This is a genomic window from Sporocytophaga myxococcoides DSM 11118, assembly GCF_000426725.1.
Taxonomy (GTDB): Bacteria; Bacteroidota; Bacteroidia; order Cytophagales; family Cytophagaceae; genus Sporocytophaga; species Sporocytophaga myxococcoides.
This window is the reverse complement of record NZ_AUFX01000006.1, coordinates 480,084-494,436: the sequence shown is the minus strand read 5'-3', so window position 1 is coordinate 494,436 and position 14,353 is coordinate 480,084. Positions and strand designations below refer to the sequence as shown.

Here is a 14,353-nt window from a genome sequence, read left to right as displayed (position 1 = left end):
ATTTACTTTTTAAAATTTCAGGAAATAGGATTATATGTTTTTGAACAAATAAGAGCATCGATTACTTTAGGAAAGTGTTCGTGCTCAAGTGCTTGTATTTTTTTTGCAAGAGTTTCGGCCGTGTCTTCATCTGTAAGAAAGCATTTGGCCTGGAATACAATAGTCCCTTTATCATATTCTTTGTTAACCATATGTATACTGATACCGCTTTCTTTTTCTTTGGCCTTTACCACAGCCTCATGAACATACATGCCATACATGCCTTTGCCTCCATAGGATGGAAGCAGTGCAGGGTGAATATTTACTATTGAATTTGGATAAGCTTCAATGAGATTTTCAGGAACGAGCCATAAAAAGCCAGCAAGAATAATCCAGTTGACCCCTAATTCTTTGAGCTCATTTACTATTATCTGTGATTGAGAAAATTGTGCTTTGTCAAACACACGTGTAGGAACCCCAAGCGATTTTGCACGCTCCAGAGCGTAGGCATTTTTATTATTGGAGAGCAGCAATACAACTTCCGCACTTTTGTGCTCTTGAAAATATTCAATAATTTTTTGTGCATTTGAACCGGAGCCGGAACAAAATATCGCAATTTTAACGGGCAAGGGATTTTTTGATTTTAAGGATGCAAATATATAATAAGATTTAGACAAAAAGCATACTTAGGACTCCTGTAAGCATTATTACCTTACAAAAAGTACTTAATTTCTTAAAATCTGTAATCGTATCTGCCTTGGAAAGGTATATCAGGAAGACAAAAAAGGGAAGAATGACAAAAAAGAGGTTGTATCCGATAAAGTATACATTGTAAGGATTCTCTCTCAGGAGCCAAAAGTATCCTATTATTAAGGAGACAATGAAAAGTATTCCGACGATAAAAAGAAATGATTTTGTTTTTCGGATCCCCCATATAATGGGTAATGTTTTACAGCCAAAATTTGCGTCACCTTTAACATCTTCCATGTCTTTTACTATTTCCCTGATAAGGGAAATGAAAAAAGCAAAGAATGCATATACAAGAACAGAGATATAGCGCTCCTTAGCAAATATACCAACAAGCATAATTGATAGTGCAGTTAGAAAGGATATAGCTATATTTCCTGAAAGTGGTTGTCTTTTTAACTGGTTTGAATATAACCATAGCAGGAAACTGCAAAAGGCAATAATACCCCCTAATCTTAACCCCATCATCAATCCCACAATAATGCCGGTTCCATTGAGCATAAAATGAAAGATCATCGCTGTTCGTCTTTTAAATATCCTCCCGATTACAACTCTTCCTGGTTTATTGATGATGTCAATTTTGATATCGTAGTAGTCATTGATAATATACCCGGCAGCAGCTATGCAAATTGTTGCTAGTGTGAGTAGTAAGAATGAAATATTGAATGGTTTAGTACCTTTAATAAGGAAAAAATAGACAAACAACTGAGAAAAAAATAAGATAAGGAGATTATTAAACCGAATGAGTTTAATAAACCCCTTGAAGTAAGTTTTTAAATGCAGTTTTACTGGTCTTGGCATAAATTAGGTTATTACCAAAGGTCAATCAGCCATTTTCCCTGGGCTTTCATTACTTGTTCAATAACATCTCTTACAGCGCCGCGTCCTCCATTGTATGGTGAAATGTATGTGCAAACATTTTTTATGTCTCCCACAGCATCGTTCGGGCAGGTTGGCATTCCTACCAATTTAAGCATTTTAAGATCAGGAAGATCATCACCCATGTATAAAATGGAACTTTTGTCAAGATGTTTATCATGCAGGTATTCATTATATACAGCAAGTTTGTCTTTTACTCCCATGAAAACGTCTGTTATTCCCAAGAATTTCAGCCTTTTGGCAACTCCTTCTTCAAATCCTCCTGTAATGATAATGATGTTATAACCGCTTTGAAGTGCTTTTTCAATAGCATATCCATCTTTAATAAAAAAATTTCTAACATGTTCTCCGGTAGAGAAAGCCTGAATGCTCCCGTCCGTGAGAACTCCATCTACATCAAAAAGAAAAGTGTTGATTTTTGAAAAATCAGAATGTTGACTATCCATGAAATTAAGATTGTGAATGAACTTTAATTATATTTTCAGTAATGTCTTTATAAATTTTCTTAAAATCTTCTTTATTGTCAAGAATTTTCAGATGATCTCTTATAGTTGAAATATCCTTCCTTACTGCAGGACCTGTTTGAGCCTTGATAGGATCTATTTCAAATGCTTTTTTCAGAGTTTCAGAAAGCAAAGGCTTTAGTATGGTAAAGTCTATGTCATGTTCATCCAGAATAGATTTTGACATGTAGAGTAAATGATTTGCAAAGTTTGCCGAGAAAACTGCTGAAAGATGGATGAGCTTTCTTTTTTCTTCGGAAGCCTGAAATGCTTTCGCAGAGATACTCTTTCCTAATGCTAAAATATGTTTGGCTGTTTCTTCGTCGGAGCCTTCTGTTAAAATCGGAATTTCTTCCCAGGTAACTTTTTTACGTTTGGTAAAAGTTTGCAGAGGATAGAGACTCCCAAAATGTCCGAAACAAGATAAAATTGATATTGATTTGGTGCCAGAAGTATGAATTAATATACCATCTGGCGGAAGGGTAATCTGAGCCGATACTTCTTCTATGGCATCATCATTCACAGCAATGATAAAAATTGCAGATTTGCTTTCAGAGAAATCCAGGCTGGAGACGCAAGTAGCATTGTACAACATGCTACACAAACTTTTCGCCGAGGCGGAACTTCTTGAATATACTTCATTAACAAAATGCCCGGCATTTTCAAGAGCAGGGGCCAGATGACTGGCCAGATTGCCCGAACCGATCATAGTTACTCTATAGCCCATGCTCGCAGATTTAAAAATTATTCGGTGTTTTTATCTCTCATTTTGGCAAACTCCTGATATCTTCTGATCATAGCAAGTAACATTCCTGCTACAAGAACAAGAGTTCCAATCCAAAGAATATTGATAAAAGGTTTTTCAATTGCTTTCAAAATGATGTAATCCTTCTGAGTAGTATTTACTGCAAATGTAAATACCTCTTTAGTCGGGTCAATATTAAGAAAGCTGATTTTGATCCCAAGGTCTTCGTTAACATCCGGAATTTGTCCGGCTAAACCTTCTTTCACCTTAATTATATAAATCGGGTGAATGCTGTGATTTTTCTCCCTGTCAAGTACGTGGAAGTGAGCCATTACTGCAGCGTCTTCTTTCGCCAGCGGCATTCCCGGTACATAATTCACTCTTTCAACTTCATTAAGTATTGTTACATAGTCATTGATAAATACGGTATCTCCAGGTTTAATGGTATATTCTTCCGTTGGAGACCATTCTTTTTCTTCCTGAGGAGATGGAATGGAAGAAACGTGTGCATAAAGATCTTTATCGTAGAAGTGTTCTATGCCCGGCGATGCGAGGAGTCCCATGGTGGGGTTGACTTGCGCTCGTGGATATAGGGTAAAAGTATCACCGTTTGCTTTAGCTATTAAAACTTCATAATATGTATTTTCAGGAAAGATTTCTATTGTATCTCCCTTGTCAAAATATTTTTTTCCTTCGTGTTCTATTGTTTTTTTAGCAAGAGCCTTGTATTTATCATCCAGCAGAATCAGGTGCTCTTTTTTGATATAACCCGGGTAATCTTTTGCTTCAAGTCTTGGTCCGATGAATTTCAGCTTGTAGTCATTCATCTCTTTCCATTCATTTCTCCATAGAAGGATATTGTCTCTGTTGAAGTCATTACCTGCTTCTTTGGAATAAATCAACCCGGTAGTGTTAAGGGAAATGACTTTTGAGTACCCTGATGAAAACAGAATTCCGAATAACATCAGGGCCACACCGATATGGGCGATTGCACCTCCGGTCAGTTTATAGTTGTTTTTAACTATTTTGATGAATATGGAAATATTGCTGATTACTGAGAAAAGAGCAGTTGTAAAGAGCAGAATATATGTCGGAGTGATGTCGATTTTATTCATCATCGTCAGACAAATCAGTGCACTGGAAACCAGTAAAGTAATGATAGCCGGTATGCTGATTTCTTCCCAGAGCTTTTTGCTATCCATTTTTTTCCACCAGAAAAACTGACCAATAGCCGAAATCAGAGCAATCAGTATACCTGCCCAGATTTGGAATTTGGAATAATGTTCAATTTGGTCTGCAGGAGGGGCAATGTTGGATTCTATGCCTATCCAGCCAAGGAATTTGTTGTAAACAGGAATAGAGGTTGTGTAAAGAACCTGGAAAGCTGCCAGGCAGAATACAACTACTCCAATAAATATCCAGAATTCGCGGGAGTAAACGGATACTTCTTCACTGTCGTCTCCTCCAAGCTTTTTCCAGCGAACGATTATAAAGATTACTGCTACAATTATAAGTGCAAAAAGGAAAAGCAACAGCTGTCCGGAAAGTCCAAGGTCTGTAAATGAATGCACAGAAGAGTTACCAAGTACTCCACTTCTTGTAAGGAAGGTAGAATAAAGTATCAGAATAAACTGTGCTGTTATAAGAATTACAGATGCCTGAAGAGACTTATTACTATTTTTGAAAATGAGCATGGTATGTATGGCTGCAACCAATACCAGCCATGGTACATACACAGCATTTTCTACAGGGTCCCAGTTCCAGTAACCACCAAAGTTCAGTGTTTCATATGCCCAATAACCACCCATCAAAATTCCAATACCAAGAGTTGTTGCAGCGAATAGAGCCCAAGGAAAAGCTGGTCTGATCCATTCTTTGTATCTGCCTTGCCATAAACCTGCCATACAATATGCGAAAGGAACAAGAGTTGCAGCGAAGCCAAGGAATAAAGTAGGAGGGTGAATTACCATCCAGTAATTCTGCAATAGGGGGTTTAAGCCAGTGCCGTCTTCAGGAATAAAATTCGGATTGATTTGATATACAGGAATATCTCCCATATAATCTTTCAATAAAATAAATGGAGAACTACCAATTTTAAAATCAAGTCCAGGGATAACAACTCCCAATATCATTGAACAAAGGAAGAGCTGGACAAGACAGAAGATCGTCATGACTGGCGCTTCCCAGGTTTTATTTACTTTAATAAGAATTAAACCAAGTAGGACATTCCAGAAGGTCCAGAGTAGAAAACTTCCTTCCTGACCTTCCCAGAAACATGAAATCATGTATTCGGATGGAAGATTGTTGGAAGAGTGGCTCCAGGCATAGTGGTATTCGTAGTAATGCTGGCTTATTATGGTAAATAAAGCTGCAACTATACCAAATACGGCCAGTGAGTGGATGAAAAAGATGCCTCTTGCAAATCTGAGCCAGGAATCTTTTTTAGGTGCATCTATAGATACTGTTGCTTTTCCGAAAGAAATGGTAGCAAGTATGGAAAATATAAATGAGATGATGACGCAAAGGTGGCCAAGGTCGCCCAGATATGCACGCATGAATTCGATAGTTTAATTAATTAGCCTTCAGTTCTTTTTCTTCATATTTTGAAGGGCATTTCATAAGGATTTTATCTGCTTTGAAGATTTTATCCTGAGTGCTGCCAATTACCACAATTTGTTCAGCTCTTTCAAAATCCTGTGGTTTAGGGTTGAGGTATACTACTTCCTGTTCCTCGTTATTCTGGTCAATCAGTTTGAATGCAAAATAATTTGGATCCATTTCAGGTTTGTAGTAAAAGTCTGTTAACTGGCCATTGGCGTCTTTTTTTACTTTGCCAACTACATGCACTTTGTTCTTATTTCCGTCGGCTGCCATTTCGGATGCTTCCTTAAATGTAACGTAGGCGCTTGTATCTCCGGACGTTGAAACAATAACACCGATACAAATAGCGATAACAAGGAGCCCTATAATGTGAGTCTTTTTCATGGTTATTTTTGATGCTCGATTTCGTCTTCCATTCTGGTTAATTTTCTGTCCAGCACTACAAGGTAGACTATGATTCCTGTAAGAATCAGTACAAAAGTTCCCACTACTACATAAATTTTACCTTCCTTTCTGAATGCATCAGCCATTTCCACTTCTTCAGAAGAAGTAGCATTCTGGGCAAGTACAGGTGCAGCAAAATTCAAAGAGAACAACAAGACGAATAGAAAAAACAATTTTTTCATAGATTAATTCCCCCACTTAATAAGGTGTTCGATATTTTTAAAGCGTATTCTTAAAGTTGTGATCCACCAGCCTAAAAGTGAAAAACCAATAATGGCAGGGTAGAAGACCAGTCTCATTTTGTTGTCCAGGTCGTAAGCATTGAAACCCGGGTTACCGCCGTTTCCAGGGTGAAGAGAGCTTGTTAGTCTTGGAAGCACGAAGATCAGAGCAAGGAATGCCGGATATGCAAGAATGTTATATATAGCGCTGATTTTAGCTTTTTCTACAAGATCTGAAAACGAACCTCTGAGAATAAAGTAAGCGAGATAAATAAGAATCCCGATAGCAGATGCATTTTGCTTGGGATCGCCACTCCAAGATTCGCCCCAGGTAAATTTAGCCCAAAGCATACCCGTGACAATTCCTAATATCCCGAATACAATACCAGTATTGGCTGCTTCTACAGCAGTTTTATCATGTTTCCAGTCTTCTTTGGAAAGGTACAATATGGCATTTACCACAGATACCCCAAGCATAATGATCATTGCAAACCACATAGGAACATGGAAATACAAGTTTCGTATAGATTCATTAAGGATTGGAAGTCTCGGTACGGGAAATAAAAAACCTGCAATCAGTGTATAGAACAGGAGAATAATTGTCAGTATTTTCCACCATTTGAGTGGACTTTTTTTTGAATTTGTTGTCATGAGGCCGAAATCTACGAAATTACCTTTTTCAGCTTCGCCAAAGGTAAGGAAATAGTAAATATGTTACAGTTATTATAATTACATTTATAGAAAGCACAATTGCAATTTCATCAATACTTAACGAGCGATCCAGCCCGTCAATTGCAGCTTTGGAAATTTTGATGACAAGTAGTAACAAAGGTAGAATTACAGGAAAACCAAGAATGGCCATAAGAGTGGCATTGTTCCCGGCTTTTGCAGCTATTGCACTGATCATTGTAAGAGCAGAGGCGAATGATAGAGAAGCCAGCAAAATGTTGAATATAAACAACAAATTATCTTCAACTCTATTCTCCATTACCAAGGCGTAAAATGCGAATGCAATAATTCCCAGCAAAATCATCAGAATAGCGTTGTAAATGATTTTGGAAACTATGAAAGCCTGTGGGTTTGCTATGGTGTAATAATAAATAAACCTTTGTTGACGTTCTTGGAAAAAGCTTTTAGATACAGCATTTATTGAAATGAAAAGCATTATGATCCAGAATATTGCATTCCAGGTAGCTGGAGAGAGTTGTGATGTTCTGACTCCAATACTCAGGTAGCATATAAAAATTGCGCCGCCAACATACAACAAGATTCCTCCGAAGGCATATTTTTGTCTCCATTCCAGAGTGAGATCTTTTTTTATAAGGGCAAGTATTTGGGCAAGCATTTCGTGTGCAAAGATGGGGAAAACCCATTGATCAAAAAAGTAAATTTTTCTAGTTTAAATACCTATTTAAAGGAAAATCCGGTCGCTAAACGTATATTTGTAGTATAGAACTTTTAAAACGATGAAAAAAAATCTTTTAACTCTGAGCTTATTATTTTTTGCAGTAGTAAATTCTTTTGCTCAAAAAGCTGATCCTAAGAATGTTCTTAAAATAGGCTTCCCAGAACTATTTGCTGCCAGCTTGAATTTGGCCTATGAAAGGGCGATTAATGATAAGGTTTCATTTCAGGTTACCGGCGGCTATCGTCATATTCAAGATAGTTATGGACTTACATGGACAGATAATGATAATACCAGATCTGAGGATCGAAAAATTTATTCAGGATATACCGTTGTACCAGAACTTAAATACTATTTAACAAACACAACCTGGGCAGCTCCTAAAGGATTTTACATCTCAGCATTTGGAAGATATGGTAAATATGATGTTGAATTTAATGACAATACAACTCCTAACAATGACTATAATGCCACATACAGTTATACAGAAGCTGGAGGAGGTGTATTAGGAGGGTTTCAATTTATTTTTGCAAAGGTTTTTGTTATGGATTTTTATATAGGTCCTCAGATGAAATTAAGGACTTTGCAGCCAGTTACTTATGAGAATAAAAGAATTATAACAGATCCTAAAAAGGCAGCTTCATATATTGGGGTGGAAGAAGATGGACAAAGACCTGGAGTAAGGATCGGATTTAAAATCGGAGCTGCATTTTAATTATTAACAATCGTTATTAATCAAACAAAAAGCCCTTCGGAATTCGAGGGGCTTTTTGTTTGATATTGCTAAACGTAAAGAAATCTATTTAATTAATGCTCTACTTTTTCTTGAATAATTTGCTATAAGCAGTGCTTGTGCGATAGGTAAGAGTAGAATCATTGTCAAATGAATAATTCCAGGCAGGCATATTTCTGTTGTCCATTACGATTGTTTTGAGGCTGTCTTTTTTTCGATAACCGTGCATTGAGAAATTCAGGACATTCTTTTTTTTGTTCACGGAATAAGTCCCAAAGATGCTGTCTACCAGAATAGTGTCGCTTCCCATTCCACTTCTGAGATAAAGAGAATAGAAAGTCTTATCCTCGCTGAATGTATAAGAGGTGTTGAAATCAGTCCATTTTCCGACCAGACGCGGGTCCGCATAGTTTTCGTCCTTTTTACAGGAGAAAAGTAAGGGCAGGGCCAGGGCGAAAATGTATAACTTACGTTTCATGCTATAAATTTAGCTAAAATTTAATTCCCAGAGATGGAGCAAGGTAAATTGAGAAAAAAGTCTTGTTTACAGCGTCACTATTTACTTGCATTCCAAGAACAAGGCACCCTATCAGGTGTTCCGGAATTATAACTGTTTGATAACCGATGCCAAAGCCACCACCCAGAGGTTTTGGCTTTTCAATAGGTACATTACTGTTTACGTTTTTAAGTTTTCTCCAATGATTATGTAATGTATATGGACGGGTATTGCCATCAAAATAAATAAGATTGCCATATGTTAAACTTCCCTGAATGAATATACCTTCTGGAGCCATAGCTTTTGGGTAAAAGCGGAAAAGCCCCTCCGCAAGGTAGCCGTCTTTCAGAAAACTTTCTTCTTTTACTTTTATACTATTTTTACCACTTCCCGTGCTCCCGAGTTTTGCGAAAAGATTGATGCCCAAAGAGAACTTACTACTTAACGGATATTCTAGCTCTAATGAGACAGTGTTCCAGAAAAATGCAGGAGAAAGTTTGATGTTGAAACCGTTTAAGGGGTTCTCTTCTGTCTTAGTATTCTTAAAAAAACGGTAATGAGTGGGCCTTTTCTCAAAGTCTGATGAAAAAGAGGATAGGGGAAGTAAAAGTGCAAAAAGGTATAAAAGCCTTTTCATTTATTTATTCAGAAATATTATTCTAGTATAAAGTTATGAATAATAGTTGGATTTAACGGATGTTGACTATTCATTTTCGTTGAAAGTGATATTTTATCTGTAAAGTCAGATTTTACTTAAAAATCTCCGAAAAATCAATTTTACGAATAGGGAGAAATTTTGGTTATTTATTTAAAAATGGTGCAAAAAGAAAAAGGCAGGCTCAATTAGAGTCTGCCTTTTTTATGTTTAATAATTGGTTAGCCAATTATAGCTTCCGCCAGTACAATTATTTTATTGTCAAGTACTTCTACTAATCCACCATCTATTACAACATTTTTCACCTGATTATGGCTTTCGGAAATTTTAACATTTCCTTTGTCCAATGTGCTGATGATCGCCGCGTGGTTGTTAAGTACTTCAAAAGGTCCCTCAGTTCCGGGAAGGTTCACTGCGACAACTTCGCCGCTGAATACCTTTTCGTCAGGAGTTATGATTTCTAGAAACATCATTCTAATGTTTTATAGTGGAATTTTAATGAGGATATTGAAAGAAAAGAGGAATGCCACTTTAAACCAGCATTCCTACTTCCTCATTAATTATTTTGCTTCTGCAAGAAGTTTCTCTCCTTTTGCAACTGCCTGTTCGATGCTTCCAACAAGGTTGAATGCAGATTCAGGAAGGTGATCGTATTTACCATCCATAATCTCATTGAATCCTTTGATAGTATCTTTAATGTCTACAAGAACACCTTTAAGACCTGTAAATTGCTCAGCAACGTGGAATGGCTGAGAAAGGAATCTTTGTACCCTTCTAGCTCTGTGAACCACTTGTTTATCTTCGTCAGAAAGCTCGTCCATACCAAGTATGGCGATAATATCCTGAAGTTCTTTATATCTCTGAAGAATTTCTTTTACTCTTTGAGCACAGTTGTAGTGAGCATCACCAAGGATGTCTCTTGTAAGAATTCTTGAAGTAGAATCAAGTGGATCCACGGCAGGGTAGATACCAAGCTCAGAAATTTTTCTTGATAATACAGTTGTTGCATCAAGGTGAGCGAAAGTAGTTGCCGGAGCAGGGTCAGTCAAATCATCCGCAGGAACGTAAACTGCCTGTACAGAAGTGATAGAACCTCTTTTTGTTGAAGTAATTCTTTCCTGCATTGCACCCATTTCTGTTGCAAGAGTAGGTTGATAACCCACGGCAGATGGCATACGACCAAGAAGAGCGGATACCTCAGAACCTGCCTGAGTGAAACGGAAGATGTTATCGATGAAGAAAAGGATATCTTTACCTTGTCCTTGTCCATCACCATCACGGAAATATTCAGCTACCGTAAGACCTGATAGAGCAACTCTAGCACGTGCTCCCGGAGGTTCGTTCATCTGACCGAACACGAATGTAGCTTTTGAATCTTTTAATTTTTCTGTACTAACAGCTGCAAGATCCCATCCACCATGCTCCATGCTGTGTTTAAATTCGTCACCATAGTTAACAATACCAGCTTCAATCATCTCACGAAGAAGGTCATTTCCTTCTCTTGTCCTCTCTCCAACACCAGCAAATACTGAAAGACCTGAATATGCTTTTGCAATGTTGTTGATAAGCTCCTGGATCAATACGGTTTTACCTACTCCCGCACCACCAAACAAACCGATTTTACCACCTTTTGCATATGGCTCAATAAGGTCAATTACTTTAATACCGGTAAATAAAACTTCAGTAGATGTAGAAAGATCTTCGAATTTCGGAGCGTGTCTGTGGATTGGAAGGGTTCTGTCTCCTTTTGGCTGAGGAATACCGTCGATTGCTTCTCCAACTACGTTGAAAAGTCTTCCTTTTATATCTTCACCAACAGGCATTTGGATAGGAGCACCTTTGTCTATAACTTCCATTCCTCTCTGTAAACCGTCTGTACTCTCCATAGAGATGGTTCTTACCCTGTCTTCTCCCAGGTGCTGCTGACATTCAAGTACAACTACCTGGCCATTCAGTTTCTTAACTTCAAGGGCATCCAATATTCTTGGAAGTTTTGTATTAGGCCCCTCAAAGCTCACATCTACCACAGGTCCAATTACCTGTGTTATTTTACCGATATTTGCCATTATAATTTAAGCTGTTAAAGTAAAGTATGGTTAAATTTGCGAGTGCAAAACTACTGGTTTATTTAATCATTCCAAAATGAGCAATATTTTATTTATCCATAACATCAGTAGTTCTTTCGAATTTTTAGTCAACTATAATTAAATAGTGTCCTTTTTTTACTGAATAGAAGTAATTATAGATCGAAATGTTTGGGAAGAGTGAAATAGGTGGTAGTCAGGAATTAAGAATAATTCTGAATGTGGTACCTTTCCCTAGTTCTGAAAAAAGTACAAATATTTTCCCGTTATGGTAATTTTCTACTATTCGTTTCACCAGAGTAAGGCCTAAACCCCATCCCCTTTTTTTGGTAGTGTATCCGGGTTTAAAAATTTCCTGAACTTTTGATCTTGGGATACCTTTCCCGGTATCTGAAATATCAATAGCTATTTTTCCATCATTCATTCTTAAAATTCTGATGTCAATCCTTCCAATTCCATTCATAGCGTCAGTAGCATTTTTGCAGATATTTTCTATAACCCATTCAAAGAGTGGTTTATTGATTTTTGCAGTCGCAGAAACTTCAACATCTGAAATGATGGAGAATATGACTTTACTGGAAATTCTGGATTTTAAGTAATCTATATTTAATTTAACTGCCTGATATACATTTTCATCGGTCAATGTAGGAACTGACCCTATATTAGAAAACCTTGCAGTAATCATTTCAAGGCGAACTATATCTTTATCTAGCTCAATAAGAGCTTCTTCCCCCTCATATTTGGGGTTACTTTTCAATAATTCCAGCCACGCCATTAAGCTGGACAAAGGAGTACCCAGTTGGTGTGCGGTTTCCTTTGCTAGTCCTACCCAAACCCTGTTTTGTTCTGCATTTCTGGAATAGCTGAAGGCCAGATATGCGATGATTGCAAATATTGCAATTACTGTAAGCTGAATAAATGGATAATAAACAAGCTGAGTTAATAAATATGAATTTTTGTAGAATATGTAATTTTTAAGCCCCGGGCCGAATTCTACTACAATTGGCTCATGTTCTTTCTCCATTTCAGAAATTTCTTTCTTCATGAAAGCTATCCTTTCTGCTTCGGTAAGACCTTTGGGAATAAATAGGTTTTTTTCGCTAATAGGCAGTTTATGCTCGTCTGTCAGAATAACAGGCACCGAATTGTTAGCTTCTATAATTTCCTGAAAAAGAAAGGTTAAGCCTCCGCTATTTTCAGGGTTGATAGCTGTTTTAAGTCCTTTCGCGTACAAGTCAATCAGCTTTTTCTCTCTGTCTGCCAATTTGTTAACAAGACTTTGAGTGTAATAAATTGATGCTGCGCCAATAACCACAGCAATAATTAATATGATCAGTTTGAATTTCGATCTGTTCTGATAAATGTCAAGTGTTCTTAACTGATTAAATTCCATTTTTCAAAAATACTTTTTTCCCAAAAAAAGAGGAACATTTTTGTTCTGACTTATATTACTACAATTAAAATATCCTTTTTCTTACATTAGCTTTCGTATTTAGAAATTTAAAGGTTATTTTTGTAATCCCACAGTACAAAAGGAATGATTAGTAATTTTAAAGCGGTTAGTTTATCCTATAAAACGGCTCCCCTGGAAGTCAGAGAGTTGCTCTCTTTAAATGAGGATTTGTGTAAGAAACTGATGCTGAGCCTTAAAGAGTTCACTGACGCTTCTGAAATATTAATTCTTTCTACCTGTAACAGGACTGAAATTTATTATTCTTCCAATTCAGACTTTAGCAAGGAGATTATAAAACTGGCTTTTCTTCAGAAAGGAATTACTGACGGAGAAAAATTTTACGAATATTTTCAGATTATTGAAGATCATTCTGAAGCTGTTCGTCACCTTTTTAATGTGAGTATCGGTCTGGAATCTCAGGTTGTGGGAGATATGCAGATTACCAATCAGGTAAAACATGCCTACCAATGGGCTGCAGATATGGGAGTAGTTGGTCCGTTTTTGCACAGACTGATGCATACCATTTTCTTTACCAATAAAAAAGTGGTTCAGGTTACTCCTTTTAGAGATGGCGCAGCTTCTGTAAGTTATGCTACAGTGGAGCTTGCGGAAGAACTTGCTGCTGAGCTGGCAGAACCCAAAGTTCTGATCGTCGGGTTAGGAGAAATGGGAGCGGATGTTTGCAGAAATTTTTCAGGGACCGGACTTAAAAATATCACAATTACCAACCGTACCTATTCTAAAGCAGAAGAACTTGCTAAAGAGTGCGGAGTTAAAGTTATTCCATTCGAAAATCTTTGGGAGGCAGCAAAAGATGCGGATGTAATTATTTCTTCTGTTTTCAGAGATGAGCCTTTGTTTACAAAAGAAGAAGTTGCCAAGCTGGAGATTTTATCTTACAAATATTTTATTGACATATCAGTACCAAGAAGTGTGGAGAGTAAGGTGGAAGAGATTCCAGGGGTATTGGTATACAACATAGATCATATCAAAAACAGAGCTAACGAAGCTCTGGATAAAAGAGTCAATGCTATTCCGATGGTAAGAGAGATTATCACGGAAAGTATCTTTGACTTTAATGATTGGGCTAAGGAAATGGTGGTTTCTCCGACCATCAACAAATTGAAAAATGCATTGGAGCAGATCCGTCAGGAAGAGATGTCTAGGTATTTGAAGCAACTGAATGACGAAGAAAGCAAAAAGGTAGAGATGATTACCAAAAGCCTGATGCAAAAAATAATCAAATTACCGGTACTTCAGTTAAAAGCTGCATGTAAAAGAGGAGAAGCAGAAACTCTGATGGATGTTCTGAACGATCTCTTTAACCTGGAACAGCAGCCTGAAGAGCTTAGAGTAAAAGAAAAGAACTAAGGGTTTAAAATATTCGTTTAAAAACTAAAGCAGGGCA

Annotated in this window: 16 protein-coding genes; 2 read left to right on the top strand and 14 right to left on the bottom strand. The window is 37.2% G+C overall.

What is annotated here, in order from left to right:
• Positions 1-17 precede the first annotated feature (17 nt).
• From purN to K350_RS0110565, 9 genes are read right to left on the bottom strand one after another with little or no spacing between them, the layout of a single operon-like run.
• Positions 18-608 carry a phosphoribosylglycinamide formyltransferase gene (purN, locus tag K350_RS0110605; protein ID WP_028979896.1) on the bottom strand — a complete coding sequence of 197 codons (591 nt, stop codon included), beginning with the start codon at positions 606-608 and terminating at the stop codon, positions 18-20.
• A gap of 40 nt (positions 609-648) precedes the next feature.
• Entirely contained in the window at positions 649-1,527 is an 879-nt protein-coding gene (locus K350_RS0110600) for a geranylgeranylglycerol-phosphate geranylgeranyltransferase (protein WP_037575038.1), read from the bottom strand.
• Positions 1,528-1,538: 11 nt separating this feature from the next.
• Positions 1,539-2,051: a KdsC family phosphatase gene (locus K350_RS0110595; RefSeq protein ID WP_028979894.1), complete on the bottom strand. Its 513-nt coding sequence runs from the start codon at positions 2,049-2,051 to the stop codon at positions 1,539-1,541.
• Positions 2,052-2,055: 4 nt separating this feature from the next.
• Positions 2,056-2,835 (bottom strand): Rossmann-like and DUF2520 domain-containing protein, encoded by a 780-nt coding sequence (locus K350_RS0110590; protein ID WP_028979893.1) that lies wholly within the window; start codon positions 2,833-2,835, stop codon positions 2,056-2,058.
• Between the two features lie 17 nt (positions 2,836-2,852).
• Positions 2,853-5,408, bottom strand: a complete 2,556-nt coding sequence (gene ccsA / locus K350_RS0110585; protein ID WP_028979892.1) for a cytochrome c biogenesis protein CcsA — start codon at positions 5,406-5,408, stop codon at positions 2,853-2,855.
• Between the two features lie 16 nt (positions 5,409-5,424).
• Positions 5,425-5,838, bottom strand: a complete 414-nt coding sequence (locus tag K350_RS0110580; protein WP_028979891.1) for a cytochrome c maturation protein CcmE domain-containing protein — start codon at positions 5,836-5,838, stop codon at positions 5,425-5,427.
• 2 nt (positions 5,839-5,840) lie between these two features.
• Entirely contained in the window at positions 5,841-6,080 is a 240-nt protein-coding gene (locus K350_RS0110575) for a CcmD family protein (protein WP_028979890.1), read from the bottom strand.
• Positions 6,081-6,083: 3 nt separating this feature from the next.
• Complete coding sequence (gene ccsA, locus K350_RS0110570; RefSeq protein WP_028979889.1) at positions 6,084-6,770, bottom strand: cytochrome c biogenesis protein CcsA; 687 nt, start codon at positions 6,768-6,770, stop codon at positions 6,084-6,086.
• 28 nt (positions 6,771-6,798) lie between these two features.
• Positions 6,799-7,464 (bottom strand): heme exporter protein CcmB, encoded by a 666-nt coding sequence (locus K350_RS0110565; RefSeq protein ID WP_028979888.1) that lies wholly within the window; start codon positions 7,462-7,464, stop codon positions 6,799-6,801.
• A gap of 121 nt (positions 7,465-7,585) precedes the next feature.
• Here K350_RS0110565 and K350_RS0110560 point away from each other — a divergent pair, with 121 nt between their 5' ends.
• On the top strand, positions 7,586-8,239 hold the full coding sequence (locus K350_RS0110560; RefSeq protein ID WP_028979887.1) for a DUF3575 domain-containing protein: 654 nt from the start codon (positions 7,586-7,588) through the stop codon (positions 8,237-8,239).
• A gap of 100 nt (positions 8,240-8,339) precedes the next feature.
• On the opposite strand, the gene K350_RS0110555 is transcribed toward K350_RS0110560, so the two are convergent.
• The 5 genes from K350_RS0110555 to K350_RS0110535 all read right to left on the bottom strand — a co-directional run bounded on the left by K350_RS0110555 (position 8,340) and on the right by K350_RS0110535 (position 12,885).
• Entirely contained in the window at positions 8,340-8,735 is a 396-nt protein-coding gene (locus tag K350_RS0110555; protein WP_028979886.1) for a hypothetical protein, read from the bottom strand.
• Between the two features lie 13 nt (positions 8,736-8,748).
• Entirely contained in the window at positions 8,749-9,390 is a 642-nt protein-coding gene (locus tag K350_RS0110550; protein ID WP_028979885.1) for a hypothetical protein, read from the bottom strand.
• 239 nt (positions 9,391-9,629) lie between these two features.
• The gene (gene atpC, locus K350_RS0110545) at positions 9,630-9,878 is read right to left on the bottom strand and encodes an ATP synthase F1 subunit epsilon (RefSeq protein WP_028979884.1); all 249 of its coding nucleotides are present in this window, start codon (positions 9,876-9,878) and stop codon (positions 9,630-9,632) included.
• Positions 9,879-9,968: 90 nt separating this feature from the next.
• Positions 9,969-11,474 (bottom strand): F0F1 ATP synthase subunit beta, encoded by a 1,506-nt coding sequence (gene atpD / locus K350_RS0110540; RefSeq protein WP_028979883.1) that lies wholly within the window; start codon positions 11,472-11,474, stop codon positions 9,969-9,971.
• 214 nt (positions 11,475-11,688) lie between these two features.
• Entirely contained in the window at positions 11,689-12,885 is a 1,197-nt protein-coding gene (locus tag K350_RS0110535) for a sensor histidine kinase (protein WP_028979882.1), read from the bottom strand.
• 144 nt (positions 12,886-13,029) lie between these two features.
• Between K350_RS0110535 and hemA the strand changes: the two genes are divergently transcribed.
• Positions 13,030-14,316: a glutamyl-tRNA reductase gene (gene hemA, locus K350_RS0110530; protein WP_028979881.1), complete on the top strand. Its 1,287-nt coding sequence runs from the start codon at positions 13,030-13,032 to the stop codon at positions 14,314-14,316.
• Positions 14,317-14,353: the final 37 nt, after the last annotated feature.

Bases quoted from the DNA above. Each gene is read 5' to 3' on its own strand.
- K350_RS0110600 (WP_037575038.1), bottom strand. From the start codon at position 1,527: ATGCCAAGACCAGTAAAACTGCATTTAAAAACTTACTTCAAGGGGTTT.
- K350_RS0110595 (WP_028979894.1), bottom strand. From the start codon at position 2,051: ATGGATAGTCAACATTCTGATTTTTCAAAAATCAACACTTTTCTTTTT.
- K350_RS0110590 (WP_028979893.1), bottom strand. From the start codon at position 2,835: ATGGGCTATAGAGTAACTATGATCGGTTCGGGCAATCTGGCCAGTCAT.
- ccsA (WP_028979892.1), bottom strand. From the start codon at position 5,408: ATGCGTGCATATCTGGGCGACCTTGGCCACCTTTGCGTCATCATCTCA.
- K350_RS0110580 (WP_028979891.1), bottom strand. From the start codon at position 5,838: ATGAAAAAGACTCACATTATAGGGCTCCTTGTTATCGCTATTTGTATC.
- K350_RS0110575 (WP_028979890.1), bottom strand. From the start codon at position 6,080: ATGAAAAAATTGTTTTTTCTATTCGTCTTGTTGTTCTCTTTGAATTTT.
- ccsA (WP_028979889.1), bottom strand. From the start codon at position 6,770: ATGACAACAAATTCAAAAAAAAGTCCACTCAAATGGTGGAAAATACTG.
- K350_RS0110565 (WP_028979888.1), bottom strand. From the start codon at position 7,464: ATGCTTGCCCAAATACTTGCCCTTATAAAAAAAGATCTCACTCTGGAA.
- K350_RS0110560 (WP_028979887.1), top strand. From the start codon at position 7,586: ATGAAAAAAAATCTTTTAACTCTGAGCTTATTATTTTTTGCAGTAGTA.
- K350_RS0110555 (WP_028979886.1), bottom strand. From the start codon at position 8,735: ATGAAACGTAAGTTATACATTTTCGCCCTGGCCCTGCCCTTACTTTTC.
- K350_RS0110550 (WP_028979885.1), bottom strand. From the start codon at position 9,390: ATGAAAAGGCTTTTATACCTTTTTGCACTTTTACTTCCCCTATCCTCT.
- atpC (WP_028979884.1), bottom strand. From the start codon at position 9,878: ATGTTTCTAGAAATCATAACTCCTGACGAAAAGGTATTCAGCGGCGAA.
- atpD (WP_028979883.1), bottom strand. From the start codon at position 11,474: ATGGCAAATATCGGTAAAATAACACAGGTAATTGGACCTGTGGTAGAT.
- K350_RS0110535 (WP_028979882.1), bottom strand. From the start codon at position 12,885: ATGGAATTTAATCAGTTAAGAACACTTGACATTTATCAGAACAGATCG.
- hemA (WP_028979881.1), top strand. From the start codon at position 13,030: ATGATTAGTAATTTTAAAGCGGTTAGTTTATCCTATAAAACGGCTCCC.